The organism is Saccharothrix sp. 6-C, assembly GCF_016695385.1.
GTDB lineage: Bacteria > Actinomycetota > Actinomycetes > Mycobacteriales > Pseudonocardiaceae > Actinosynnema > Actinosynnema texasense.
On record NZ_CP064192.1, the window covers coordinates 3,835,306 to 3,861,274 of the forward strand.

The following is a 25,969-nucleotide window of genomic DNA, read 5'->3' on the forward strand; positions in this document are numbered from 1 at the left end:
GGTCGGTTGTTAACTTCTAACACCTCCCGTCCGTCCGGGCGGGACCGAACGGGCTAGCCGGTTAGGGCGTCGGCCCGCTTGCCCGGTTTGTTTCCACGGCGTTTCCAGGTGCGTTGAGCTGCGGTTTTGGTCGCTTGGTGACAGTGGGTGGGCAGGCTGACCTGCGCAAGCGGCCCGACGCCGCCGGGCGTCCAGCCCGTAAGAGGGCGTTTACCGGCGCTTTGACGCCAATACGATCGTCCCCACGAGGCCGCCCGCCCCGGCCAAGCGCACCGTGGCCCCCGGACTACCCTGCACTGTCCGGGGGCCACGCGCTGCTCGCACCGCCCGCGTCAGGCGCCGGTCGTGCCGCCCACGACGGCGTCGGAGGACGGCGGCTCCTCGACCTTCTCCGGCGGCGGCGCCAGCACGGACAGGTCGCCGCCGTTGTCGTTCACGCGCAGCACGAACGGCCGCGTCTCGGTGTACTGGACCACGGACACCGACGCGGGGTCGACGACGATGCGCTGGAAGCCGTCGAGGTGGACGCCGAGCGCGTCGGCCAGGACGGCCTTGATCACGTCGCCGTGGCTGCACGCGACCCACACGGCGCGGGGCCCGTGCTCGGCGGTCACCCGGGCGTCGTGCGCCCTGATCGCGGCCACGGCGCGCGCCTGCACGGTCGCGAGGCCCTCCCCCTCCGGGAACACCGCGGCGGACGGGTGCTGCTGCACGACCGACCACAGGGGCTCGGAGAGCAGGTCCCTGATCGCGCGCCCGGTCCACTGGCCGTAGTCGACCTCGGCGAGGTCGGGCTCGACGGCGGCGTCGAGGCCGAGCCGGTCGAGCAGCGGCGCGAGGGTCTGCCGGCAGCGGTCCAGCGGGGAGGTCACCACGGCGGCGACGGGCACGCCCGCGAGCCGGTCGACCAGCTCGGAGGCCTGCGCCACGCCCCGGTCCGACAGCGCCACGCCGGGTTGGCGGCCCGCGAGGACGCCCGCTCCGTTGGCGGTGGAGCGGGCGTGTCGCAGCAGGATCACGGTAGCCACGGGGCCAACCCTATGTCGGGTTGATGAGCCCCATCGACAGCAGCCCCATCAGGACGATGCCGAGCAGCAGCCGGTACCACACGAACGCCGAGTAGCTGTGCTTGGAGACGTAGCGCAGCAGCCAGGCGATGGTGGCGTAGCCGACGACGAACGAGATGACCGTGGCGACGATCATCTGCGGGACCGAGGCGGCATTGGGTTCGGCGCGTTCGAGCACGTCCGGGATGCTGAAGAGACCGGCGCCGAACACCGCCGGCAGGGCCAGCAGGAACGAGTAGCGGGCCGCCGCGGGGCGGTTCAGGCCCAGGAACAGGCCCGCGGTGAGGGTGCCGCCGGAGCGGGACACACCGGGGATCAGCGCCATTGCCTGCGCCAGGCCCATGCCCACGGCGTCCTTGAGCTGCAGCTTGTCGCGCACGTGCGAGGCGAACTGGTCGGCCAGCCCGAGCAGCAGGCCGAACACGATCAGCACCGTCGCGGTGATCCACAGGTTGCGCAGCGACGACCGGATCTCGTCCTTGAACAGGTAGCCCAGCACGCTGATCGGGATCGAGCCGATGATCACGTACCAGGCCATCCGGTAGTTCTCGCTCGCGCGGGCGGCCTTGCTGAACAGGCCCTTGAACCAGGCGCCGATGAAGTTGCCGATGTCCTTGGCGAAGTAGATCAGCACGGCCACCTCGGTGCCCAGCTGGATGACCGCCGTGAACGACGCGCCCGCGTCGTTGCCGAAGAAGAGTGTCGAGACGATCCTGATGTGACCCGACGAGGAAATGGGCAGGAATTCCGTGAGTCCTTGGACGAGTCCGAGGACAATGGCCTGCAACCAGCTCAACTACCCACTCCTGCCAGATCCAGAGCTTCGGTCGCCGTGCGGAGCGCGGCGATCCCCTGCTCGAGATCTTGCAGCATGGGCGAAAGGGTGAGCGTGGTGACCCCCGCTTCGGCGTAGGCGCGCATCCTCTCGGCGATGCGCTCCTTGGTCCCGAGCAGGGACGTGCCGTCGAGGAAGCCGAGCGGGAGCGCGGCCATGGCGCCGTCGTAGTCGCGGGCGAGGTAGCGGTCCTGGACCTCGGCGGCCTCGGCGGCGAAGCCCATGCGCACGGCGTTGTCGTTGTAGAAGTTCTTCTTCCGGCTGCCCATGCCGCCGACGTAGAGCGCCGCGTAGGGCCGGATCTGGTCGGCGCAGGCGCGCCAGTCCTCGCCGACGACCATCGGCACGGTGGCGGCGATGTCGTACCCGTCGAAGGTCTTGCCCGCCTTGTCGCGACCGGCCTTGAGGGAGGCGAGCGCGTCACCGGAGTGCTCGGGCGAGAAGAACAGCGCGAGCCAGCCGTCGGCGATCTCGCCGGCCAGCTCGACGTTCTTCGGGCCCACGGCGGCCAGGTAGACCGGGATGTGCTCGCGCACCGGGTGCACGGTCAGCTTGATGGCCTTGCCGGGGCCGTCGGGCAGCGGCAGGGTGTAGTGCTCGCCGGCGTAGGACAGCCGCTCGCGGCGCAGCGCGGCGTTGACGATGTCGACGTACTCGCGGGTGCGGCCCAGGGGCTTGTCGAACCGCACGCCGTGCCAGCCCTCCGACACCTGCGGGCCGGACACGCCGAGGCCGAGGCGGAACCGGCCGCCGGACAGGGAGTCCAGGGTGGCGGCGGTCATCGCGGTCATCGCCGGCGTCCGCGCGGGGATCTGGAGGATCGCGCTGCCCACGTCGACGCGCGTGGTCTGCGCGGCCACCCACGCCAGGACCGTGGGCGCGTCGGAGCCGTAGGCCTCGGCGGCCCACACCACCGAGTAGCCCAGTCGGTCGGCTTCCCTGGCCAGTTCGAGGTTCGCGGCGTCGTTGCCCGCGCCCCAGTACCCGAGGTTCAGTCCCAGTCGCACGAACCGGGACCCTACCGGTCGGTAACCTGGTTGGCCAGGGCGACACCCCCGACGGCGTGTCCCCGATCGTGACGGGATCCGCCCTTGACAAGCGCGTGCCACGGGCCGCCGGAATGTCGATCACCCCTTAGGCTCCCCCGCGTGGAACAGCGATACCTCGGGCGCAGCGGACTGCGGGTCTCCCGGATCGCCCTGGGCACGATGACCTGGGGCCGGGACACCGACGCGGACGAGGCGGCCACCCAGCTGCTCGCCTTCACCGAGGCGGGCGGCACCCTGGTGGACACCGCCGACGTGTACGTGGAGGGCGAGAGCGAGCGGATCCTGGGCGGCCTGCTGGGCGAGGTCGTGCCGCGGGACGAGCTGGTGATCGCGACGAAGGCCGTGGCGCGGCGCAACGACGGCCCGTTCGGCGGCGGGGCGTCGCGCGGCGCCCTGCTGCACGCGCTGGACGGGTCGCTGCGCCGGCTGGGCGTGGAGCACATCGACCTGTGGCAGCTGCACGCGTGGGACGCGAACGTGCCGCTGGAGGAGACGTTGTCGGCGTTGGACGCGGCGGTGGCGTCGGGCCGGGTGCGCTACGCGGGGGTGTCGAACTACTCGGGCTGGCAGCTGGGCACGGCCGCGGCGCTGCCGGGGCACACGCCGCTGGTGTCGACGCAGGTGGAGTACTCGCTGCTGGAGCGGGGCGTGGAGCGCGAGGTGGCGCCGGCGGCGCAGCACCACGGCGTCGGGCTGCTGCCGTGGGCGCCGTTGGGGCGCGGTGTGCTGACCGGCAAGTACCGCAACGGCACGCCGTCGGACTCGCGGGGCGCGTCGGCGCACTTCGCCGGGTACGTGGAGCAGCACCGCACCGAGCGGGCGGCGCGGATCGTGCAGGCGGTGGCGACGGCGGCGGACGGGTTGGGCACGAGCGCGTTGTGCGTGGCGCTGGCCTGGGTGCGCGACCGACCGGGCGTGGTGGCGCCGGTGGTGGGCGCGCGGGACACGGGCCAGTTGCTGGGGTCGTTGGCGGCGGAGGAGCTGACGTTGCCGCCGGCGATCCGGGCCGCGCTGGACGACGTGAGCGCGGTGGAGTTCGGCTACCCGGAACGGCCGCTGGTCTGACCCGCGCCCCCTCCCCCGCCCCGAGCCGCAGGGGAACAAGTCGTGCCACTCGACCGTCGTGCCGATGGGGATCGGCGGGGTTCCGGGTCACCGGTCCGGCGGAGGGTTGCCGAGCAGGGTGTCGTCCACCAGCCGGAACCACTCGCGCACCCCGCCGAGCTGGCCTTCGAGCCAGGTGGCGACGTCCGCGGCGAGGTCGAGGGCGCGGGGCGTGCGGACGTGGCCGGCGAGGTGCTCGACGAGGGTCTGGATGCGCCGCACGGGCGGCGGGTGGTTGCCCGTGAACGGGACGGCGAGGCCCAGCTCGTCGGCGAGCCGGTCGGTGACCTCGTGCAGGAACAGCACCAGCAGCACCGCCCCGACCAGGCACGGCTCGTGCGCCTCCAGCTCGCGGTGCCCGAGGTCGTCCAGGGTGCGCAGCATGATCGTGGCGGCGACGCGGTCGGCCTCGTGCTCCCGCGGCCAGCCGACCGACTGGGCGTCGAGCGGGCCGACCGGGGTGTGGGGGTCGGTGCGGCGGCGGGCGTGCACCAGGTGCCCGGACACCACGTGCCCGACCTCGTGCGCCAGCACGAACTGGGCGCCGCGCCGGGCCATCAGCGAGACCAGCGCGGCGCGCTGCCCGGACAGCTCGGGCAGCCGCCGGGCCTGGACCGCCCCGTTGCCGTACAGGTGGGCGTTGACCGCCTCGGCCAGGGCGTAGGTCGCCTGCTCGGGGGTCAGCAGGGGCGGCGTGCCGTAGTTCGGCAGCGCCCCGGTCATGATCTTCAACACGGTGTCGAGCAGGTCCAGCAGCGAGGTGTTGACCAGCACGAGCACGCCGCGGCCGGGCACGGGGACGCTCAGCGCGTCGAGGACGCCGGTGGGGAACACGCCCGCCAGCAGCGGGGTGGCGGTCTCCCAGCCGGCGGCGCGGGCCAGGCGCAGCACCTCGGGTTGCAGCGCGTCGAGCAGGCGCTGCTGGTCGCGCAGGTGCGCGGGCCGGTAGGCGGCCGGCCGGACCCGCACGTCGACCAGCCGCGTGAGCAGGTCCGACAGCGGCTCGGCGGCCACCTGCGTCCACGTGTGGTAGCGCTCGCCGGTGTCGGCCGGGTGCGCCGGCGGGTCGAGGTGGTCGGCCACCCGCCGGTCCCGCAGCAGTTGCACGTGCCGGTTCCGCAGCTCCTCGACCGTCATGGCGACGCCTCCCGTTCACCTGGGATAGTCGTCGGGAAAAGCGCGGAGGTACGGGTGGAGCGCGACTATCACCTGCCCAGACCAACGACAACACCCGCCCCCTGCGTGACGATGGCCGTTCGGTGATGGATGCTGGGAGGGCTGAACGGGGTCGACTGGGAGGTCCGACGTTGCGCCGACTGGCGGCGGTAGTGCTCACCGGGGTCGTGGTGGTCTCGGGCTGCGCGACCGAGGAGAACCCGGCCGATCCGCTGCAGCTCGCGGCGACGTTGGAGCCCGCGCGGCCCGCCGCGTCGCCGGCGCAGGCGGGTGTCCCGCACGGTCGGGTGGTGCCCTCCGGAGGGGCCGCGGCGGTCGCGGTCGCGGGCGGTCGGGTGGCGGTGGCGGTGACCGATCCGCCGTCGGTGGCCCTCTACCCCGTCGACACGCTGGGTGACCCGGTGGTCGTGCCGTTGCCCGGTCCGGCCGAACGGTTGGTGACCGTCGGTGACGCGGTGGAGGCGGTGGTGCCCGCCGGTGTCGTGGTGACGATCCGGCCGGACGGCACGACGACGCAGCGCGCGGTGGACGGCGCCCCGGTGGACGTGGCGCGGGTGGGCGACCGGACGTTGGTGGCGCAGCGCGACCTGCGCCAGGTGTCGGTGGACGGGCACGTGGTGCGCGGCATCTCCAGCCCGGACCGGCTGGTCGCGGTGGACGGCGCGGCGGTGGTGCTGGACCGGCCGCGCAGCGCGGTGTTCGACCTGGACCCGACCGCCGACGGCCCCGGCGCGGGGCTGCGCGCGGGCGAGGGCGCGACGAACGCGGTCGCCGACCGGTTCGGCCGGGTGCTGGTGGTCGACACGCGCGGCGGTGAGCTGATGGCGTTCTCCACCGGTCCGCTGATCATGCGGTTGCGCTACCCCGTGCCGGGTGGCCCGTACGGGATGGCCTACGACGAGACGCGCGACCTGGTGTGGATCACGCTCACGGAGCGCAACGAGGTCGTGGCGTTCGACGTGGCCGGCGCGGAGCCGGTGGAGGAGCACCGGTTCGCCACGGTCCGCCAGCCGGACTCGGTGGCGGTCGATCCAGGCAGCGGGCGCGTGTTCGTCGCGTCCGGGGACGGCGCAGGGATGCAGGTGATCGGATGACGGGGTGGTCGACGGGGACTGGGAGTACCGGCCGCTGCGGCTGCCGGCCGGTGTCTCCCGCCGCACGGCGACGACGCAGCTGACGATCCACGCGGAGTTCGCCGGGTGGGAGCTGTCGCGGACGTTGTTGTTCGGCGACGGTTCGCGCAAGGTGTGGCTGCGCCGCAAGCGGACGGCCGCCGTGATGCCGGGTGTGATCACCTAGGACCGGTCCGGCGCGGTCCTTCGCGCGTCACCGTCGCGGCGGTGACGGCGGGTTCGTCCGGCCCTCGCGACTCACCACCACACCTGTGGTACCACAGGTGTGGTGGTCCGGGCTCGGGCAGAACCTTCCGCCCCTTCTGTCCGCTGTGGACGACGAACCCCCTGCGGCGGACGGGTCCACGGTGGACGGACCTCCGGCACGGGCGACTGCTTGCGGCGCCCCGGGTTCAGTCGGTGTCGTTGAGGGCGGTGGCCGGGTCGCGGTGCGGGGCGCCGGTGGGCCACCAGTCGCCGTCGGTGGCGCGGTAGGGGTACCAGCGGCCGTCGCGGCCGTAGCGGAGTTGTCGGTCGTGGACGGTCCAGCGGTTGCGCCACACGGTGGGTTCGGGCAGTTCGCCGCCGGCCCAGGCGGCGCGGGCGCGGGCGGTGTCGGGTTTCCCGGGCGTCCACGGGTGTTCCAGGACGTCGAGGGCGCCCGCCCCGCCTTGTTGCCACGCGCGGACGGCGCGCGGGTCGACGTCGAAGCGGTCGCGCAGCGCGGGGTGGGCGGCGGCCATGCGGATGTGGTCGCGGCGGTCGTCGGGCGCGGGCCACTGGCCGGTGGCGAGCACCTCGCGGGCCTTGGCGGCGGCGTCGGCGACGAGCAGCCGCAGCACGTCGACGTCGAGGCCGGGTGCGGGTTCGAACTCGGGCAGCGGGCCGAGGTCGGCGGGCGGCGGGTCGTCGGGCAGGTCCGCGACGGGGCGGGCGTAGGCGGCGGTGGCGAGGATGCCGGCGGTGGGCCTGGCGCCGGCGACGACTTCCTCCTGGTCGCGTCCCCGCAGGAGCAGCAGCACCCACGGGTCGGCGTCGAGCAGCCAGGACGCCTGGTGGCACAGGGCGGCGGCGTGGCGGCAGGGCAGTTCCCAGCCGGGGCAGGTGCACTCGGGGTCGAGGTCGCCGATGCCGGGCAGGAGCGGCACGCCCGCGTCGGCGGCGGCGTCGGCGAGCTCGCGGGGCATCTCGCGGTCGAGCAGCGCGGCGAGGTGCCCGGACTTGGCGGCGACCTGGCCGAGGAACCGGTCCCACTCGGCGTCGGTGAGCGGGGTGAGGTGGACGGAGGTCCGGTAGGTGTCCTCGGTGTCGTAGACGGTGGCGGCGATGCGGCCGGGGCTGACGGTGATGGTGCCGACGAGCCCGGCGTGGGCGTACTTGCGGCCCTGCCGCAGCGGCGCCTGGTCCAGCGAGGTGTCCTCCAGGGCCTTCAGCCACGCCTTGCCCCACCAGGAGCGGGCGTGGCGCACGCCCTTGCCGAACGCGGGGAAGCCCTTGACGCGGTCGCTCATGTGCCGCTCCGGAGTTCGACCAGGTTGCCCAGCTCGTCGTCGGACAGTTCGGTGAACGCGGCGTCGCCGCGGGACAGGACGGAGTCGGCGAGGTCTCGCTTGGCGCGCAGCATCGCGGCGATGCGGTCCTCGATGGTGCCCTCGGCGATGAGCCGGTGCACCTGCACGGGCCGGGTCTGGCCGATGCGGTGGGCGCGGTCGGTGGCCTGGTCCTCGACGGCGGGGTTCCACCACCGGTCGTAGTGCACGACGTGGTCGGCCCGGGTGAGGTTGAGGCCGGTGCCCGCGGCTTTGAGGGAGAGCAGGAACACCGGGCACTCGCCGTCCTGGAAGCGGCGCACCATGTCCTCGCGGGCGGGCACGGGTGTGCCGCCGTGCAGGAGCTGGCTGGGGATGCCGCGGTCGGCGAGGTGGCGTTCGATGAGGCGGGCCATGGCGACGTACTGGGTGAACACGAGCACCGCGCCGTCCTCGGCGAGGATGGTGTCGAGCAGTTCGTCGAGCAGTTCGAGCTTGCCCGAGCGGCCCGCGAGCTTGGGCGAGCTCTCCTTGAGGTACTGGGCGGGGTGGTTGCAGACCTGCTTGAGGCCGGTGAGGAGCTTGACGATCCGGCCGCGGCGGGCGATGCCGTCGGCTTCGCGGACCTCGGCCATGAGCTCCCGCACGACGGCCTCGTAGAGCGCGGCCTGTTCGCGGGTGAGGGAGACGGGCTGGTCGGTCTCCGTCTTCGGCGGCAGTTCGGGCGCGATGCCGGGGTCGGTCTTGCGGCGGCGCAGCAGGAACGGCCGCACGAGCCGGGCGAAGCGCCGCGCGGTGTCCTGGTCGCGGTCGCCCTCGATCGGGCCGGCCCAGCGGGCGGCGAACTCCGGCCTGGTGCCGAGCAGGCCCGGGGTGGTCCAGTCGAGGATCGCCCACAGCTCCGAGAGCGTGTTCTCCACGGGGGTGCCGGTGAGGGCGACGCGGGCGCGGGCGGGGATGCGGCGCAGGGCCTTGGCGGTGTCGGAGGCCGGGTTCTTCACGTGCTGCGCCTCGTCGGCGACGACCATGCCCCAGTCGACGTCGGCGAGCCGGTCGGCGTCCAGCCGCATGGTGCCGTAGGTGGTGAGCACGAAGCCCTCGTGCGCGACGTCGCGGCGGGGGCCGTGGAAGCGGCGGACGGGCACGCCCGGCGCGAAGCGCTCGATCTCGCGCTGCCAGTTGCCCATCAGCGACGCGGGGCAGACCACGAGGGTGGGGCCGGGGTCGCGCCGGTCGCGGTGCAGGTGCAGCGCGATGAGCGTGACGGTCTTGCCCAGGCCCATGTCGTCGGCCAGGCACGCGCCGAGGCCGAGCGAGGTCATGCGGTCCAGCCAGCGCAGGCCGTGCAGCTGGTAGTCGCGCAGGGTGGCGCGCAGCGCGGGCGGGGCGGGGACGGGGTCGTCGTCGAGGTCGGTGAGCCGGGACCTCAGCTTGTCCAGCCAGCCGGTGGCGGCGACCTCGGCCTCGACGCCGCCGACGCGGGTGGTGCCGGTGAGGGCCGCGCCGAGCGCGTCGATCGCGGTGACGGGTTCGAGGGCGCGTTCGCGGGCGCGGCGGGCGAGTTCGGGGTCGACCAGGGTCCAGCGGTCGCGCAGCCGCACGACGGGCCGGGTGGCCTCGGCGAGCTGGTCGAGCTCGGCGGGCGTGAGCGGGTCCTCGCCTAGGGCGAGCTGCCAGTTCACGGAGGTGAGCTGGTCGGAACCGAAGAACGAGGGCCGGTCGGCGGGGCGTTCGCCGATGACGACCTTGGCCGACAGGTCGCGCACCAGGTCCTTGGGCCAGTGCACGTCCACGCCGGCGCCGGCCAGGCGGACCGCGCCGGTGGCGAGCAGGTGCTCCACGTCGGAGTCCAGGAGGGCGACCTCGTCGGGCACGGGCTGGTCGAGCAGCCGTTCCAGGGGCGGCCAGGCGCGGGCGGCGCGGCGCAGGGCGACCGTGGCGTCGGCCCGGGACCGCTGGTTGGCCGACGCCCACAGCTCGGCGGCGTCGACCACGCGGGCCGGGTCGGCGAGGCTGTGCACCTGCACGACGGCGCGGAACGGGCCGAAGCCCTCGATCCGCAGCGAGATGCGCACGCCCTGGTCGGCCCAGTCGCGCAGGTGCGGCACCCGCTGGGGCGCGGTGGCGGCGAACGCGGGCGCGCCGGCGGCGTGCACGGCCGCCGCGCCGCGCGGCATGGTGTCGGCGACGGCGTCCAGGAACGCGCGCAGCAGCGGTTCGGCGTCGGGCAGTTCGAGCGGTGCGCGACCCGGCAGCGGGACGGCCCTGGCGTGCGCGGGCATCGCGTCGGCCAGGTCGCGGACGCGGGCGTGGTCGGCGGCGTCGAGCGGGCCGAGCAGCCAGGCGTCGAAGTCGCCGTCGGTGACCGCGGGCCGCACCCGGCCGCGGGCGACCAGCTGCAACGCCACCACCACGGCCGCGCCCCAGAACGCGGTGGCGGGGTGGGCGTGCGGCGCGCGGCGGGCGCGGCTGAGCATCGGCACGGCCTCGGACACGGGCAGCCGCAGGGCGGGGACGCTCCGCCGGACGCCGTCGGGCGTGGCGATGCTCAGCCGGTCGGGTCCGGGGGCGCCGACCGCGTCACCGGCGGGAGGCGGGTCCTGGGCGGGGTAGAAGGCGATGGTGGACGTGCGTGGCGGGTCGGCTGCCTCGAAGACGGCCGCGTACCGCTCCAACCCTGTGTTCAGCGCTCCCCCTCGCTACTCAAGTTTGAGTATAGCCCAGCTGCCGGGTGTGCCGGGCGATCCCGGCTCGCCCGCCATCGGGTAGGCGCCCGCTTCGAGGCGGTCGACCAGGCCCCGCGTCCACTCCACCCCGCTGGCCGCGATGTGCTCGGACAGCCCGTACAGCTCCTTCACGTGCGGCGGTTCGCCCCACTGCCCCGCCTGCTCGCGCGCCGCGTCGCGCCGCGCCCGCAGCGCCGCCAACCGCTCGGTGAGCAGGCCGACGGCCTCCGCCCGCGACAGCGACGGCAGCAACGCCAGCCCGGCGGCCAGCAGGTCGGGCCGCGCCTCCGGGCGGCGCAGCGCGTCGCGCAGCAGCTTGCGGTACTCGGCCTCCCCCTTGGGGGTGATCTCGTAGTCCGTGCGGCCCGGCGGCACCGAGTAGTCGGTCAGGCAGCCGTCCTTGGTGAGCTGCTTGAGCGCGTGGTAGAGCGAGCCCCACTTGACGTTGGCCCACTCGCCCGCGCCCCACGACATCAGGTCGTTGCCGATCAGGTAGCCGTGGGCGCGCCCGTAGCCACGCACCACCCCGAGCACCAGCAGCCGTGTTGCCGACATCGCGTCCTCGTCCAGCGGTATCCGGGGTTCCGCGATCCCGGTTTCGCCGATCAGGGTAGATCGCCGAGGATGGGCCGGTGACGCTCGCCAGGATCGACGACGCCCAGCGGCGGGCCCGCCTCGCCGTCCGACACCTCCTGACCACCCGCGCCGCCGCCGTGGAGGACGTGGCCGAGGCGGTGGTCGGCCTGCACGCCACCGACCCGGCCACCGTGTTCCTGTCCGCGTGCGCCCGCTTGGCGCGGCCCTCGGTGGCGGAGGTGGAGGCCGCGTTCTACGACCGGGGCACGCTGGTCCGGCTGCTGTGCATGCGCCGCACCATGTTCGCCGTCACCGCCGCGACCGCGCCCGTGGTGCAGGCCGCCGCCGGCGCCGCCATCGCCGTGAAGGAACGCCGGAAGCTGCTCGACTTCCTGGCCGAGAGCGTCGGCTGGGACGCCGACCGCCTCGCCGAGGTCGAGCGGAACACCCTGCGGGCGCTGGCGCGGCGGGGCGAGGCCACCGCCGTCGAGCTCACCCGCGACGTGCCCGCCCTGCTCGAACAGGTCGTCGTCGCGGCCGGCAAGCCCTACAAGACCCGGCAGAACGTGTCCAGCCGGATCATCCGCGTGCTGGCCGCCGACGGCCGGCTGCGCCGCGGCCGGCCCCTCGGCACGTGGCTGAGCACCCAGTTCCGCTGGGCGCCCGCCACACCGTGGCCCGAGCTCGACCCCGACGAGGCCCGCGCCGAGCTGGCCCGCCGCTGGCTCGCCTCCTACGGGCCCGGCGCCGAGGCCGACCTCAAGTGGTGGACCGGCTGGAACCTCGGCCACACCCGCAAGGCCCTCGCCGCGGCGGGCGCCGTCGCGGTCGAGCTGTCCAGCGGCCCCGGCTACGCCCTGCCCGACGACCTCGAACCGGTCGAGGAGCCGGAGCCGCGGGCCGCGCTGCTGCCGGCCCTGGATCCGACCCCGATGGGGTGGCAGGCTCGCGACTGGTACCTCCCCGACCGGCACCGGCCACGCCTGTTCGACACCGCGGGCAACGTCGGCCCGACCGTGTGGTGGAACGGCGCGGTCGTCGGCGGGTGGTCCCAACGCGCGGACGGCGGACTGGTGTGGGAACTGCTCGACGACGTCGGCGCCGAGGCGGAGGCCGCGATCGCCGGGGAGGCGGACCGGGTGGCGTCCTGGCTCGGCGGGGTGCGCGTGATCCCCCGCTTCCGGACACCGCTGGAGAAGGAGCTGACGACGTGATCGTGCTGCGGAAGGTGGACGACGCGGCGGTCGAGCGGCTGCTCGACCTCGCGGTGGCCGACGCCGACCCCGCCGACGTGATGCCGCCGGGCTGGACGGCCGACCGGCCCGACGAGTTCCGCGACTTCTACCGCGGCTTCCAGGACGACGCCTACGAGATCGTGCGGGACGACCGCACCGTCGGCATGATCCGGCTCACCGCCGAGGGCGAGACCGGCATCTGGGTCGCCCGCCGCGCCCGCGGCGACGGCGTCGGGCTCGCCGCGCTGCGCCGCGTGATCGAGCAGGCCCCGCGACGCGGCGTCACCACGATCGTCGCCGACACCACCACCGGCAACACCGCCGCCCTGACCGTCCTGCGCAAGGCCGGCGCCATCCTCGACGTCGACGGCGCCCGCGTGCTCGCGCGCATCACCGTGCCCGTCGGAACCGTGCCGGCCGAGTCGCCGCCCGACTCCCCCGAGCCGCCCCCGACCCGACTCGACGGCGGGGTCGGGACCTGACGGGCCGGTCGGTCAGGTCCCGGACCTGCGGAGCTTGGCGTGCAGCGCGCGGCGGGCGACCGGCCCGAGGTCCTGCACCACGTCGACGAGGACCGCCAGGCGCTCCAGGGCGTCCAGCGCGGCGTGCGCGCCGGCGGGGTCGACGCCCTCGAACAGCTCCAGGCCGATGAACCCCGCGCACACCGCGCGGGCCAGCCCGGCGGTGTCCACCAGGTCGACCACCGGGGAGCCGGCCAGCAGCCGCTCCAGCGCCCGCTCGACCGGCCCGACCCACAGCCGCAGCGCCGCCGCCGTCGCCCCGGCCAGCGCCGGGTCCCCCTGCGCGCCGGCCAGCATCTGGGCGAGCACCATGACGTTGCCCTGCTCGCGTTCCTCGGCGTGCAGCCGCCTACCCAGGTCCAGCAGCTGCCGCAGGTCGGCGACCTCGTCCAGCCGGGCCGCGAACGGCGCGACCCTCGCCTCGGTCGAGGCCAGGCACGCCGCTTCCAGCAGCTCGTGCACGCTGCCGAAGTGGTAGAACACCAAGGCCTGGTTGACGCCGGCGGTGGCGGCGATCGTGCGCGCGGACGTCCCGGTGAGGCCGTGCCGCCGGATCGTCTCGATCGCGCCGTCGATCAGTCGCTGTCGGGTGTCGGCCATGCCATCACGGTAGGGGCGCGGCCACGCGGACCTCCGCCGGGCGTGCGCACAGGTAGGGCCGGGCGAGCACCAGCGCGGTCGCGGTGAGGCCGAGCCCGGCGAACACCGGCGCCAGGTGGCCCGCGTCGGTGTAGCCGATGACGCCATGCACCACGAGCGCGGGCAGGAACCCGGCGGCCGCGGCGAGCGCGAGCGACCACCACACCCACGCCTCGCCCCGGCGCCACCCCCACGCGCCGAGCAGCGTGATCGCGGCGGCCGCGGCCATCAGCGCCCCGCCGAACCCCGCCCGGTCGTGCGCGACGAACCCCGGCAACCGGGGGTTGGCCGCGTGCAACGCCTCCGGGCCGGTCCGCAGGAACTCCAGGTCGCCGGCCACGAACACGTCCGACAGGCCGACCGCCGACACCACCACGCCGCCCACGAACAGCCCGGACCCCGTGCACACCAGCAGCAACTGCCCGACCAGCGCCCGCCGCCGCTCGCGCTCGGGCCCGTCCGGGCGCACCGTCCACCGCGGACCGCCCGACCGGCGCCGCGTGGCGGCCACGAACATCGGGAACAGCACCACGACCGCCAGGGTGTGCAGCGGCTCCACGAACCCGACCCCGAGGAAGTAGAGCAGCGTCGGGAACCCGATCCACCCGGAGACGAGCAACGCCTCGCGCGCCCACGGCCGGCCCGTCCGCAGACCGCCCGCCGCCAGGCCCGCGTAGAGCACGCCGATCGCCACCATCGTCCCGGCCATGGTGATCCGGTCGTGCTGCAGGAAGCGCACCAGGTGGTGGTTGATCCCGTGCAGCCGGTCGACGTCCGCGCCCAGGTAGCCGCGGTCGTACCACAGCAGCACCGGGCCGAGGGTGATCGCGGCGGCGCCCAGGCCGGCGACGACCATGCCCACCCCGAGCAGCGTGCCCCACCACCACGCCGGCCACCGCCGCGGATCACGGCCGACGTCGCGCACCGACGGCGCCGGACCGGTGGGCGTCACCACCTCCACCACCCGCGCGAAGAAGCCCGGACCGGCCCGCACCAGCACGTCCGGCGTGACCAGGACCGCGGTGGCCGGGTCGGCGAGCAGGTCAGCGGCACGCGCCGGGGACGCGGAGGTCAGGTGGACCACGTCGGGACCGGCGCCGACCCGGACCGCGTCGACGTGCGGCGACAGCACGTCCGCCACCGCCCGCTCCGTCGCGCGCACCACCACCGGCACCCGTCGACCCGCGGCGGCCGCACGCACCACGCCCACGTCGGCGAGCCCGACCGGCGCCACCTCGACGACTCCCGCGCCCAGCAGCGGCAACGCCCGGATCGCGTCCCGCGCCACGTCCGGCGGCACCACGGCGCCGAGCCGGTTGCGCACCGGCACGCCGGCGACCTCACCGGCCAACGCCGCCGGCGGGTGACGGTGCCCGAACCCCCACGACACCAGCCGACCACCGCCCGGCCACGACCCGACCGCGGCCAGCGTCCGCAACGCGACCCGCCGGGAGCGACCGGTCCCCAGCAGCGCGGCGGCGATCCCCCGCAACGGGTGGTAGGTCCAGTCGGGCACTAGCGACCCGCGCCGTGCGGCGCGCGGTCGGACGACGGCGGGTTCCACCCGAGGACCGGCGCCACGGCACGCAGCGCGACCGCGGCCGGGGTCAGCCTGGCGGCGAGATCGCGCGCCACCACCGCGGGCGGCCACGTCCACCGGGCCACCCGGCCCAGCCGCGCCGAACGCCGCGCCACCGCCCGCGTCCGAGGCCCGCGCGACCGGTCGTAGCGGACCAGCGCCGATCCCACGCTCGCGGCCGAAACGAGGCAGTCGGCCAGCACGACCGCGTCCTCCAGCGCCTGCCCCGCGCCCTGGCCCAAGGCCGGGTCCATCGCGTGCGCCGCGTCGCCCAGCAACGCCACCCGGCCGCGCACGTAGCTCGCCAACGGCGGCACGACGTGCACGTCGTGCCGCACCACACCGCCCTCCGGCACCGCCGCCACCAGCGCGGGCACCGGGTCCGGCCAGGCGCCGAACCGGGCGCGCACGGCGGCCAGCTCACCCTCGGCAGCCGCGCCACCGGCGGGCACGGCCGCCGTCCCGAAGCAGTAGAACCGGCCGCCCGGCAGGCCGGTGAACCCGAACCGCTCACCGCGACCCCAGATCACCGCCCCCTCCGCGGGCGGCTCGGCGACGGGCCCGGTGATCATCCGCCACGCCGTGCACCCCGCGTAGCGCGCGGGCTCCGCCTCCGGCCACCACTGCCGCCGCACCCCGCTGTGCACGCCGTCCGCGCCGACCACCAGCTCCGCCCGCACGACCCCGCCCCGGTGCTCGACCACCACGGCGTCGCCGTCCGGCCGCACCGCCCGCACCTCGGCGTCCGCCGGCAGGCACTCCGGCGGCAACGCCTCCGCCAGCACCCGGACCAGGTCCGCCCGGCGCACCACCACCAGCGGCATCCCGTGCCGCCGGGCGATCTCCGCGTTGTCCGTCCGCGACAGCCAACGACCGGAACGGCCACGCACGCCGCCCGCCGCCTGCACCGCGCCGACCGCGCGGACCCGCTCCGCCACCCCGAGCGCCGCGAGCGCGCGCATCGCGTTGGGCCACAGCGCGAGCCCCGCCCCGACCTCGCCGAACCCCGCCGCGCGTTCCAGCACCACGACCCGGCACCCGACCCGGCGCAGCGCGACCGCCGCCGCCAGCCCACCGATACCGCCACCCACCACGACCACAGTCCGCCCGACCACCGGCCACCCCCCGTATTTGAGCGAGTGCTCAAAACGGAGGGTAGCCAGTTCTGAGCACCCGCTCAACACCCGGTCTACGGCCCGACCGAACCGATCACCACGGTCGCCGACAACTCCTCGTCCGACACGACCTCCCCGCGCAACCCGCCCGCCGCGAACGCCCGCACCGTCCCCGACGCCTGCCGCGCACCCGTCTCCACCAGCAACCGCCCACCCGGCGCCAGCCACCGCGCCGCGCCCGCGATCACCCGCCGCTGCACGTCCAGACCGTCCGCCCCACCGTCCAACGCCACCCGCGGCTCGTGCTCACGCGCCTCCGGCGGCATCAACCCGATCGCCTCCGTCGGCACGTACGGCGCGTTCGCCACCAGGACGTCGACCCGCCCTGCCAACGACACCGGCAACGGCTCGTAGAGATCACCCGCGTACACCCGGCCCGCGCCGACGTTGCGACGAGCACACGCCACCGCCGCCGGGTCCACGTCCACCGCGTGCAACTCCACCCCCGGCACCCGGTCGACCACCGCCGCGCCCACCGCACCCGAACCGCAGCACAGGTCCACCACCACCGAACCCGACCGCGCCACCCCCACCGCCACCCGCACCAGGAACTCCGTGCGCCGACGGGGCACGAACACCCCCGGCTCCACCACCACCCGCAACCCGCAGAACTCCGCCCACCCCACCACCTGCTCCAACGGCAACCCGGCCACCCGCCGCGCCGTCAACAACTCCAACTCCTCCGGACCCCGCGCGGCGGCCACCAACAACCGCGCCTCGTCCTCGGCGAACACACACCCGGCCGCACGCAACCGCGCGACGACATCAACATCCATGGGAACGAACGCCTCTCGCGTGAAACCCGAGGGCGCCCCTCACACCGCCACGACGCGGCCGGGAGCGACCCGATGCACACCAGCAGAAATGGGTCCCACCTCCCTCGTCCGCGCCAACCGCCACACCGTATATCACCACGCACCGAACTCAGCCCCCGCCGGCGCGCGCCCGCGCCACCGCCGCCTCCACGCCGTCCAACAACACCTCCAACCCCGTCACGAAGTTCCCCACCGCGTCCCGCTCCAGGTACGGCACGTCCTCCTCCCCCGCCACCTCCGGCGGCTCCTCCGCGCCCAGCCACGCCGACAACGGGAACCGCTCGGCGAAGTCCGGCACCACCTCCTCGAACACCCCCGACCGCGAGAACCACCACTCCTCGTCCGTCATCCCCGTCTCCCGCGCCGCCCGCCGCGCCTCCGCGATCACCCCCGCCGCGCCGCGCACGAACTGCACCACCGCGCCCACCACGCCCCGCAACACCGACGCGCCCAACCCGGTCGGCCGCAGGATCCCCAGCAGCACCTCCAGCATCACGAACTCGTTCGGCCCCAGCACCGGCCGCGCCTGCGACACCTGCAACACCCACGGGTGCGCCAGGAAGAACTCCCGCGCGTCACCCGCCCACGCCCGCAACGCCACCCGCCAGCCCTCCTCCAGCGGGTACCGCGACGGCAACTCCCCCAACACCCGGTCGTACATCAGGTCCAACAACTCCGCCTTGCTCGGCACGTGCGTGTACAACGCCATCGCCGAACGCCCCAACCGCTCGCCCACCGCGCGCATCGACAACGCCGCCATGCCGTCCCGGTCCGCCACCTCGATCGCCGCGTCCACGATCACGTCCACCGACAGGCCCGACCCCGCGCCACCACCCGGCGCACGCCACAGCAGCCTCATCGACCGACCCGCGTCACCCTGCCCGGCGAAGACGGCCACTTGCCCACCCCTTACAACGTAAAGTACGGTGCCGCGAGCACCTTACGGCATAAACAAAGCAGGGGGAAAGCCGGCGATGGCCGCACCAGCAGACAGCCACGACGTCATCCAAGTACGCGGCGCCAGGGAGAACAACCTCGCCGACGTCTCCGTCGACATCCCCAAACGACGACTCACCGTCTTCACCGGCGTCTCCGGCTCCGGCAAGTCCTCCCTCGTCTTCGGCACCATCGCCGCCGAGTCCCAACGACTCATCAACGAGACCTACACCGCATTCGTCCAGTCCTTCATGCCGAGCCTCGGCCGCCCCGACGTCGACGCCCTGCGCAACCTCAGCGCCGCCATCATCGTCGACCAGGAACGCATGGGCGCCAACTCGCGCTCCACCGTCGGCACCGCCACCGACGCCCACACCATGCTCCGCATCCTCTTCAGCCGCCTCGGCCGACCCCACGTCGGCACCTCCGGCGCCTTCAGCTTCAACCTCCCCGAAGGCATGTGCCCCACCTGCGAAGGACTCGGCCGCGTCTCCACCGTCGACGTCGACCAGCTCGTCGACCGCACCAAGTCCCTCACCGAGGGCGCCATCACCGTCCCCGGCTTCACCGTCGACAACTGGTACGTCCAGACCTACGTCCAGTCCGGCTTCTACGACCCCGACAAGAAGCTCCAGGACTTCACCGACGAAGAATGGGACGCTTTCCTCAACCGCGACACCACCAAGGTGAAAATCGGCAAGACCAACGTCACCTACGAAGGGCTCCTGGTCAAGGTCCAACGCCTTTACCTCGGCAAAGACCGCGAATCCATGCAACCCCACGTCCGCGCCTTCGTCGACCGCGCCGTCACCTTCACCGAGTGCCCCGACTGCGGCGGCGCCCGCCTCAACGCCGCCGCCCTCTCGTCCAAGATCGACGGCGTCACCATCGCCGACTGCTCCACCATGCAGATCAGCGACCTCGCCGACTGGGTCGCCAAGATCACCGACCCGTCGGTCGGCCCCGTGCTCACCACCCTCAAGGAACTCCTCGACAACCTCGTCGAGATCGGCCTCGGCTACCTCAGCCTCGACCGACCCGCCGCCACCCTCTCCGGCGGCGAGGCCCAGCGCGTGAAGATGGTCCGCCACGTCGGCTCCGCCCTCACCGACGTCACCTACGTCTTCGACGAACCCACCGTCGGCCTGCACCCCCACGACATCCAGCGCATGAACGACCTCCTGCTCCGCCTGCGCGACAAGGGCAACACCGTCCTGGTGGTCGAGCACAAACCCGAGACCATCGGCATCGCCGACCACGTCGTCGACCTCGGCCCCGGCGCGGGCACGAACGGCGGCCACATCACCTTCACCGGCACCGTCGACGAGCTCCGCGCCTCCGGCACCCTCACCGGCCGCCACCTCGACCACCGCGCCCGGCTCCGCGACCAGGTCCGCACGCCCACCGGCCGCCTGGCCATCACCGGCGCCGCCCTGCACAACCTCAAGCATGTCGACGTCGAGGTGCCCCTCGGCGTCCTCACCGTCGTCACGGGCGTCGCCGGCTCCGGCAAGAGCTCCCTCATCCACGGCTCCCTGGCCGGCCGCGACGGCGTGGTCACCGTCGACCAGGCGCCCATCCGCGGCTCGCGGCGCTCCAACCCCGCCACCTACACCGGGCTGCTCGACCCCATCCGCACCGCCTTCGCCAAGGCCAACGGCGTCAAGCCCGCCCTCTTCAGCGCCAACTCCGAAGGCGCCTGCCCCCAGTGCAAGGGCATCGGCCTCGTCTACACCGACCTCGCGATGATGGCCGGCGTCGCCTCCGTGTGCGAGAAGTGCGAGGGCAAGCGGTTCACCGCCGAGGTCCTCACCCACACCCTGCGCGAGAAGAACATCAGCGAGGTCCTCGGCATGTCCGTCACCGAGGCCCGCGACTTCTTCACCGAGAAGCAGGCCAAGGCCGTCCTCGACCGGCTCGTCGACGTCGGTCTCGGCTACCTCTCCCTCGGCCAGCCCCTCACCACCCTGTCCGGCGGCGAACGGCAACGGCTCAAGCTCGCCATCCACATGGCCGAGAAGGCGTCCACCTACATCCTCGACGAGCCGACCACCGGCCTGCACCTCGCCGACGTCGACCAGCTGCTCGCCCTGCTCGACCGGCTCGTGGACGACGGCAACACCGTCATCGTGATCGAGCACCACCAGGCCGTCATGGCCCACGCCGACTGGATCATCGACCTCGGGCCCGGCGCCGGCCACGACGGCGGCCGGGTCGTCTTCACCGGCACCCCCGCCGACCTGGTCGGCAACGCCTCCACCCTGACCGCCCAACACCTCCGCGCGTACGTGGGCGGCTGACCGTCCAGGCGGTTTGGGGAGTCCTCTTCCGGTGTCGACGTGACCCCGGAAGAGGACTTCTTTCAGTTGACACTGAAGTTATTAAGATTATTGGCCAGTGGGGCGTGCGTCACCCCTTCGGGGGCTCGGCGTCGTTCGGAATACCGCAGGTCGTTCCCACTGCCGGCCGATTGTCCGGTTCCGAGCGGTCCTCTAACGTTGCCGATCACGTCCGCGCGAACGTGATCGCAGAACCTCCACTCCCCGGCCGACCCGCGCCGCTATGGGTCTGCCGGAACCCCTGCATGAGGGAGAACCCTGCAATGGGAGACGTTCGCGGATCCAGACGTGCGCTGATCGCCCTGGGCACGGTCGCGGTGACCGCCCTGGCCCTGGCCTCCGGCGCCACACCGGCCGCCGCCGAGGGCGACATCCTCGGCACGACCAACCCGACCGCCATCAAGGACAGCTACATCGTCGTCTACCACCAGCTGTCCACCCAGAGCGTCGACGCTCTCACCGCCGACCTCAGCGCCAAGTACGACGCCGAGGTCGACTACACCTACCGCAACGCGTTCAAGGGCTTCGCGGGCACGCTGTCCGAACGGGACGCGCGCCGCCTGGCCGCCGAGCCGGGCGTGGCCTACGTCCAGCAGAACGGCGAGGTCCAGGCCACCGGCACCCAGCCGAACCCGCCGTCCTGGGGGCTGGACCGCGTCGACCAGCGCGACCTGCCGCTCGACTCGTCCTACACCTACCCCAGCGACGGGACCGGCGTCACCGCCTACATCATCGACACCGGCATCCGGACCACGCACTCCGACTTCGGCGGCCGGGCCACCTGGGGCACCAACACCGTCGACACCAACAACACCGACTGCAACGGCCACGGCACCCACGTGGCGGGCACGGTCGGCGGCACGTCGTACGGCGTCGCCAAGGGCGTGCGGCTGATCGCGGTCAAGGTGCTCAACTGCGCCGGCTCCGGCTCGTTCGCCGGTGTCGCCGCGGGCATCGACTGGGTCACCGGCCACCACACCTCCGGCCCGGCCGTGGCGAACATGAGCCTCGGGGGCCAGGGCAGCGACGCGACCGGCGAGGCCGCGGTCCGCAACGCGATCGCCGACGGCGTGACCTTCGCGATCGCGTCGGGCAACTCCAACGCCGACGCGTGCAACTTCACCCCGGCCCGCGTCGCCGAGGCGATCACCGTGAACGCCTCGACCAACACCGACGCGCGTGCCTCGTTCTCCAACTACGGCACGTGCAGCGACATCTTCGCCCCGGGCCAGAACATCACCTCGGCCTGGAACACCAACGACACCGCCACCAACACCATCAGCGGCACGTCCATGGCGTCGCCGCACGTGGCCGGCGGTGCGGCGGTCCTGCTCGGCGCCACGCCGTCGTTGACGCCCGCGCAGGTCCAGAGCACGATGATCGCCAACTCCACCGCGAACAAGATCACCAGCCCGGGCACGGGCTCGCCCAACCGGCTGCTGTTCGTCAACACGGGCGGCAACCCCGACCCGGGCAGCCCGTCGGTCACCCCGCCGGGCAACCAGACCGGCAGCGTCGGCACCGCCACCAGCCTGCAGCTCAAGGCCTCCGGCGGCACCCCGCCGTACACGTGGTCGGCCACCGGCCTGCCGCCCGGCCTGACGATCGCGGCGGCCACCGGCCTCATCTCCGGCACGCCCACCACCGCCGGCTCCTACAGCGTGACCGCCACCGCGACCGACAGCGCGGGCAAGACCGGGAGCGCCACGTTCACCTGGACCGTCAACCCCCCGGGCGGCTCGTGCGCCGCGCCCGGTGAGAAGGCGGTCAACGGCGGCTTCGAGAGCGGCACCACCGGCTGGTCCAACGCCACCCACACGATCTCCGCGTGGACCGGCGAAGGCGCGCCCCGCACGGGCACGCGCTCCTCGTGGATCAGCGGCTACGGCTACAGCAACACCGAGACGCTGACCCAGACCGTCGCCATCCCGGCGGGCTGCGTCAACACCACGCTGTCGCTGTGGCTGAAGATCAGCACGGCGGAGTACGAGCCCGAGGTGTTCGACACCTTCACCGTGTCGGTGGCCGGCACCACCCTGGCGACCTACACCAACCTCAACCCCTCCGGCTACGCGGTGCGCACCTTCAGCCTGGGCGCGTACGCGGGCCAGAGCGTCACGCTGAGCTTCACCGGCACGGAGGACTGGTCCTACCAGACCTCGTTCGTGCTGGACGACGTCTCGGTGAACGCGGCCTGAGCCGACCGTGGGGAGGGCCGGTCGCCGGCCCTCCCCACGGCCTCACTCAGCAGGCGATCGGCGAGGAGCCGATCGCGACATCGTCGTACCACAGCGTGTTCGAGCCCTCGCCGTAGCTCTCCCAGCCCAACCGCAGGTCGGTGACCGCGGGGCGCCAGTTGGTCTTGCGCAGCCACTGCCCGTCGACGTCCGGCGTCGACACGCCGTCGGCCACCAGGCCCTCGACGACCGCGCCGTTCAACGAGGTCGACAGCTTGCCCGCCGGGTCCACGGTGAACTGCACGCAGTTCCACTGGCCGGTGGGCAGCGGCTTGCTCTTCGACACGCCCACCGGGCTCTGCTCGGGCAGGGTCGCGTCGTCGGACTCGCGGTTCCACTGCAGGGCCGCGTTCTGGCCGCCCATGCGCAGGTCCTTGCCGCCGTCGGCAGTGTCCTTCATCGCCATGAACGTCACGTGCGACATCGGCAGGGCCGTGGTGTGGCGCACGTAGTACCGGCCGTGCACGACGCTCGAACCGCTCAGCGGGGTGCCGAAGAAGATGTGGTTGCAGTAGCCCGCCGCGCCGTTGACCCGCACCGACTTCGAGCCGCTGCGCGCGACCGAGTTGTCGATGCTGACCGTGCCCTGGCCGGTGCAGTTGGGCGCGCCGACGGTCCAGCGACCGCTCGGCGACGTCCCGGTCTGCTGCTCGAAGCCGTCGCACAGCGTCGCCGAGCCGCAGTCGCCGGGCACACCGGTCGTCGTGGTGGTCGTCGTGGTCGACGTCGTGGTGGAGGTGCTCGTCGAGGTGCTCGTGGACGTGGTGGTCGACGTGGTGGTGGTCGTCGTCGGACCGTCGCCGCTGCACGAGACCCCGTTGAACGCGAAGTCGGTCGGCGTCGCGTTCGTGCCGCTGTAGGTGGCCTGGAAGCCGAACTGGGCGCTCGCGCCCGTGCCCAGCGAGCCGTTCCACGGCATGTTGGACGCCGTCACCACGGCGCCGGACTGCTTCACGTCGGCGCTCCAGCCGGAACTGACCGCCTGGTTACCGGCGAAGGTCCAGGTGAGCTTCCACGAAGTGACCGGAGCGGACTGGTTGGTCACGGTCACGTTGGCGGTGAACCCGGTGGCCCACTGGTTGAGCTTGTAGTCCACGGCACAGACGGGAGCAGCCCCCGCCGTGCTGGTCCCGCCGATCACCACCAACCCGGCTATCGACACCACAGCGGCCACCGCCGCCAGCAGATTTCGCACAACAACCCCTTCGTTGTCGTATCTGGGAGCGTTCCCAGAAACAGACTGTAACGATTCCGTCACCTGAACGGAATAGGCCGCTTGCCGCAACGGCCGTCCGAACGACGACCCGCCGAGCTGCCGTCGGGTACCGCGGAACGATCCAGGTCCGCTGCGCATTACCCGGTTCCGACGGGGCGATCGGCCACCGCGAGTCGACTTGGCGCTGAGCGCGGTCACCGTGCCGCGCCACGCCTGCGGCGCCGGGGAAGCCGGAGACGTCGTCGCCGAGCGGTGCCGCGAAGGCGTCGAAGACGTCCAGGCGGCGGTCCGGGCCGGCAGCCCACGTCTCGGGGTCGAACCGGCCCCGGATCACCGTCGAGTACGGCGGCAGCGCGCGGTAGCGGTCGTAGGCGGCGCGGCGAGCTCGTCCACCTCGCGGCGCAGTCGCGCGACCTTGCCGGGGTGCGCGGCCGCGCCCACGCCGCCTCGCGCACGGCCGCCTGCCTGGTCGGCAGCTCTTCGGGGTCGACGCCGACGTCGTGGTGGCGAGGCCACTCCGGGTCCTCGGCCGGGCGCGGCGCGGACACCTCGAACTCGTCGGCGAAGCGGTGGCCGCACTGTCGGGCGTAGGCCTCGCGGGTGAGCTCGGCGCGGGCGAGTCGGGCCAGGCCGAGGCTCGTCAACTCCCCCACAGCGCGAGCAGGGCGAGCCTGGTCAGCGAGGCGCCCTTCCCGTCGACGGTCTCCAGGTCGGCCGCGGGGTCGGCGAGCGGCAGCACCAGTGTGGTGGTCCCCATCCGCCGCTCCTCGCACCGGTGGCGACCACGGGCGGCGCGTGGCTCTACGGGGCGAGCAGGGCTGTTGGGGGCGTGGGGTTCCCCGGCGCGCGGGGTGAGGGCGCGAACTCCCGCGCGCCGGGGAGGTTCACAGGCCGTTGGTGAACAGCAGGCGGTTGACCGTGCCGCCGGTGGCGCCGCCGCCCACGACGTTCGGCGTGGCGCTGGAGTTCAGCCAGTTGTGCACGGTGGCCGACGGCTGGTCGCCGAACCGCTGCTTGTAGAGCGCGGCCACGCCCGCCACGTGCGGCGACGACATGGACGTCCCGCTCATCGTGCCCGAGCCGCCGGTGCGGACGGTCGAGACGATCGAGCTGCCCGGCGCGTAGAGGTCGACGCAGGCGCCCGTGCTGGAGAACGACGACCGGGCGTCGGTGTTCGTGGTGGACGCCACCACGCTGGCCGTCTCGACCTTGCGCGGCAGGCGGTCGCACGAGTTGCCGCCGGTGTTGCCCGCCGAGGTCGCCAGGAAGACGCCCGCCGCGATCATGTTGCGGATCGCGGTCTCCAGGCTGGCCGACGCGGTGAAGTTCCACGACGTGTTGGCGACGGCCGGCTTGGTGTGGTTGGCGGTGACCCAGTTGATCGCGTTGAGCGCCGACGTGGTGGTGGCGCTGCCGGAGCAGTTCATCATCTTCACGCCGTGCAGCCGCACGCCCTTGGCGATGCCGTAGGTGGCGGAGCCGATCGTGCCGGCGACGTGCGTGCCGTGGCCGTGGCAGTCGGTGTTGTCGGTGTCGTAGGCGTTGTAGTCGAAGGTGGCCCGGCCGCCGAAGTCCGCGTGGCCCGGCGTGATGCCGGTGTCGATGATGTAGGCGTGCACGCCCGCGCCGGTCTGGTTGTAGGTGAAGCTCTTCGACAGCGGCAGGGCGGCCTGGTCGATCCGGTCGATGCCCCACGACGGCGGGTTGGCCTGGGTGGCGTCGAGCGCGTCGGTGACCAGCACGTCCTGCTCGATCGTGGTGACCGCCGGGTCGCGGCTGAGCTTGCGCAGCTGCGCCGGGGTGAGCTTGGCGGCGAAGCCGTGGAACGCCGCGTCCCACACGTGGGTCGGCGTGACGCCCGCCGTGGCGGCCACGCTCGCGCCGCCGCGGGCCGTCGAGCCGAGGGTGACGATGTAGGAGTCCTTGATCGGGTGGACGGTCGCGGACGCCGTCGCGGTGACGAGGTCGGCCTGGTGCTGGGGTTCGGCCGAGGCGGTGGTGGCGGTGAGGCCGACGGCGGTGCTCGCGACGGCCAGGACGGTGAGCGTTCGACGGAAAGGACGCACGGGGTGGCTCCTTCGGGTGAACCCGGACGAGCGCGCC

Annotated in this window: 21 protein-coding genes; 7 read left to right on the forward strand and 14 right to left on the reverse strand. The window is 73.6% G+C overall.

What is annotated here, in order from left to right; translation table 11 throughout:
* Positions 1–332: 332 nt before the first annotated feature.
* The 3 genes from IOD16_RS16470 to IOD16_RS16480 are packed head-to-tail and all read right to left on the reverse strand — an operon-like array spanning position 333 to position 2,909.
* On the reverse strand, positions 333–1,028 hold the full coding sequence (locus tag IOD16_RS16470; RefSeq protein WP_123741558.1) for a histidine phosphatase family protein: 696 nt from the start codon (positions 1,026–1,028) through the stop codon (positions 333–335).
* A 10-nt stretch (positions 1,029–1,038) separates the two neighbouring features.
* A complete protein-coding gene (locus tag IOD16_RS16475) occupies positions 1,039–1,863 on the reverse strand; it encodes an undecaprenyl-diphosphate phosphatase (protein WP_201440756.1) in 825 nt (274 codons plus the stop codon).
* Positions 1,860–2,909 carry an LLM class F420-dependent oxidoreductase gene (locus tag IOD16_RS16480; RefSeq protein ID WP_201440757.1) on the reverse strand — a complete coding sequence of 350 codons (1,050 nt, stop codon included), beginning with the start codon at positions 2,907–2,909 and terminating at the stop codon, positions 1,860–1,862. The genes IOD16_RS16475 and IOD16_RS16480 overlap by 4 nt, the downstream gene beginning before the upstream one ends.
* 141 nt (positions 2,910–3,050) lie before the next feature.
* Between IOD16_RS16480 and IOD16_RS16485 the strand changes: the two genes are divergently transcribed.
* A complete protein-coding gene (locus IOD16_RS16485; protein ID WP_123741561.1) occupies positions 3,051–4,016 on the forward strand; it encodes an aldo/keto reductase in 966 nt (321 codons plus the stop codon).
* Between the two features lie 87 nt (positions 4,017–4,103).
* Here the strand turns inward: IOD16_RS16485 and IOD16_RS16490 are convergent, their stop codons facing one another.
* Complete coding sequence (locus IOD16_RS16490) at positions 4,104–5,192, reverse strand: M48 family metalloprotease (protein ID WP_201440758.1); 1,089 nt, start codon at positions 5,190–5,192, stop codon at positions 4,104–4,106.
* A 170-nt stretch (positions 5,193–5,362) separates the two neighbouring features.
* On the opposite strand from IOD16_RS16490, the gene IOD16_RS16495 reads away from it, so the two are divergent.
* On the forward strand, positions 5,363–6,325 hold the full coding sequence (locus IOD16_RS16495) for a YncE family protein (protein ID WP_201440759.1): 963 nt from the start codon (positions 5,363–5,365) through the stop codon (positions 6,323–6,325).
* A gap of 4 nt (positions 6,326–6,329) precedes the next feature.
* Complete coding sequence (locus IOD16_RS16500) at positions 6,330–6,530, forward strand: DUF5703 family protein (RefSeq protein ID WP_201440760.1); 201 nt, start codon at positions 6,330–6,332, stop codon at positions 6,528–6,530.
* Positions 6,531–6,756: 226 nt separating this feature from the next.
* Here the strand turns inward: IOD16_RS16500 and IOD16_RS16505 are convergent, their stop codons facing one another.
* From IOD16_RS16505 to IOD16_RS16515, 3 genes are all read right to left on the reverse strand, one after another.
* Positions 6,757–7,854, reverse strand: a complete 1,098-nt coding sequence (locus IOD16_RS16505; protein ID WP_201440761.1) for an SWIM zinc finger family protein — start codon at positions 7,852–7,854, stop codon at positions 6,757–6,759.
* The gene (locus IOD16_RS16510) at positions 7,851–10,349 is read right to left on the reverse strand and encodes a DEAD/DEAH box helicase (RefSeq protein WP_236595177.1); all 2,499 of its coding nucleotides are present in this window, start codon (positions 10,347–10,349) and stop codon (positions 7,851–7,853) included. Before IOD16_RS16510 ends, IOD16_RS16505 begins: the two co-directional genes overlap by 4 nt.
* A 222-nt stretch (positions 10,350–10,571) precedes the next feature.
* Positions 10,572–11,153, reverse strand: a complete 582-nt coding sequence (locus IOD16_RS16515; RefSeq protein WP_201440763.1) for a PadR family transcriptional regulator — start codon at positions 11,151–11,153, stop codon at positions 10,572–10,574.
* Between the two features lie 77 nt (positions 11,154–11,230).
* On the opposite strand from IOD16_RS16515, the gene IOD16_RS16520 reads away from it, so the two are divergent.
* Together IOD16_RS16520 and IOD16_RS16525 are read left to right on the forward strand one after the other, a co-directional pair.
* Complete coding sequence (locus IOD16_RS16520; RefSeq protein WP_201440764.1) at positions 11,231–12,388, forward strand: winged helix DNA-binding domain-containing protein; 1,158 nt, start codon at positions 11,231–11,233, stop codon at positions 12,386–12,388.
* A complete protein-coding gene (locus IOD16_RS16525) occupies positions 12,385–12,891 on the forward strand; it encodes a GNAT family N-acetyltransferase (RefSeq protein ID WP_201440765.1) in 507 nt (168 codons plus the stop codon). The genes IOD16_RS16520 and IOD16_RS16525 overlap by 4 nt, the downstream gene beginning before the upstream one ends.
* Before the next feature lie 12 nt (positions 12,892–12,903).
* Here IOD16_RS16525 and IOD16_RS16530 read toward each other — a convergent pair whose 3' ends face one another.
* From IOD16_RS16530 to IOD16_RS16550, 5 genes are all read right to left on the reverse strand, one after another.
* Positions 12,904–13,530, reverse strand: a complete 627-nt coding sequence (locus tag IOD16_RS16530) for a TetR/AcrR family transcriptional regulator (RefSeq protein WP_123741570.1) — start codon at positions 13,528–13,530, stop codon at positions 12,904–12,906.
* A 4-nt stretch (positions 13,531–13,534) separates the two neighbouring features.
* Entirely contained in the window at positions 13,535–15,085 is a 1,551-nt protein-coding gene (locus IOD16_RS16535) for a hypothetical protein (RefSeq protein ID WP_201440766.1), read from the reverse strand.
* Complete coding sequence (locus IOD16_RS16540; protein WP_201440767.1) at positions 15,085–16,263, reverse strand: FAD-dependent monooxygenase; 1,179 nt, start codon at positions 16,261–16,263, stop codon at positions 15,085–15,087. The genes IOD16_RS16535 and IOD16_RS16540 overlap by 1 nt, the downstream gene beginning before the upstream one ends.
* 74 nt (positions 16,264–16,337) lie before the next feature.
* Complete coding sequence (locus IOD16_RS16545; RefSeq protein ID WP_201440768.1) at positions 16,338–17,099, reverse strand: putative protein N(5)-glutamine methyltransferase; 762 nt, start codon at positions 17,097–17,099, stop codon at positions 16,338–16,340.
* A gap of 148 nt (positions 17,100–17,247) precedes the next feature.
* The gene (locus IOD16_RS16550; RefSeq protein WP_123741574.1) at positions 17,248–18,036 is read right to left on the reverse strand and encodes a TetR/AcrR family transcriptional regulator; all 789 of its coding nucleotides are present in this window, start codon (positions 18,034–18,036) and stop codon (positions 17,248–17,250) included.
* 76 nt (positions 18,037–18,112) lie between these two features.
* Here IOD16_RS16550 and IOD16_RS16555 point away from each other — a divergent pair, with 76 nt between their 5' ends.
* The gene (locus IOD16_RS16555) at positions 18,113–20,374 is read left to right on the forward strand and encodes an ATP-binding cassette domain-containing protein (protein ID WP_201440769.1); all 2,262 of its coding nucleotides are present in this window, start codon (positions 18,113–18,115) and stop codon (positions 20,372–20,374) included.
* A gap of 302 nt (positions 20,375–20,676) precedes the next feature.
* A complete protein-coding gene (locus tag IOD16_RS16560; protein WP_201440770.1) occupies positions 20,677–22,611 on the forward strand; it encodes a S8 family peptidase in 1,935 nt (644 codons plus the stop codon).
* A 46-nt stretch (positions 22,612–22,657) separates the two neighbouring features.
* On the opposite strand, the gene IOD16_RS16565 is transcribed toward IOD16_RS16560, so the two are convergent.
* Together IOD16_RS16565 and IOD16_RS16570 are read right to left on the reverse strand one after the other, a co-directional pair.
* On the reverse strand, positions 22,658–23,845 hold the full coding sequence (locus tag IOD16_RS16565; RefSeq protein ID WP_123741577.1) for a cellulose-binding domain-containing protein: 1,188 nt from the start codon (positions 23,843–23,845) through the stop codon (positions 22,658–22,660).
* A 905-nt stretch (positions 23,846–24,750) separates the two neighbouring features.
* On the reverse strand, positions 24,751–25,932 hold the full coding sequence (locus IOD16_RS16570; RefSeq protein WP_201440772.1) for a S8 family peptidase: 1,182 nt from the start codon (positions 25,930–25,932) through the stop codon (positions 24,751–24,753).
* Between the last annotated feature and the right edge of the window lie 37 nt (positions 25,933–25,969).

Excerpts from the sequence above, each read along its gene's own strand:
- IOD16_RS16490 (WP_201440758.1), bottom strand. The coding sequence starts at position 5,192 with ATGACGGTCGAGGAGCTGCGGAACCGGCACGTGCAACTGCTGCGGGAC.
- IOD16_RS16505 (WP_201440761.1), bottom strand. The coding sequence starts at position 7,854 with ATGAGCGACCGCGTCAAGGGCTTCCCCGCGTTCGGCAAGGGCGTGCGC.
- IOD16_RS16510 (WP_236595177.1), bottom strand. The coding sequence starts at position 10,349 with ATGCTCAGCCGCGCCCGCCGCGCGCCGCACGCCCACCCCGCCACCGCG.
- IOD16_RS16515 (WP_201440763.1), bottom strand. The coding sequence starts at position 11,153 with ATGTCGGCAACACGGCTGCTGGTGCTCGGGGTGGTGCGTGGCTACGGG.
- IOD16_RS16530 (WP_123741570.1), bottom strand. The coding sequence starts at position 13,530 with ATGGCCGACACCCGACAGCGACTGATCGACGGCGCGATCGAGACGATC.
- IOD16_RS16545 (WP_201440768.1), bottom strand. The coding sequence starts at position 17,099 with ATGGATGTTGATGTCGTCGCGCGGTTGCGTGCGGCCGGGTGTGTGTTC.
- IOD16_RS16555 (WP_201440769.1), top strand. The coding sequence starts at position 18,113 with ATGGCCGCACCAGCAGACAGCCACGACGTCATCCAAGTACGCGGCGCC.
- IOD16_RS16560 (WP_201440770.1), top strand. The coding sequence starts at position 20,677 with ATGGGAGACGTTCGCGGATCCAGACGTGCGCTGATCGCCCTGGGCACG.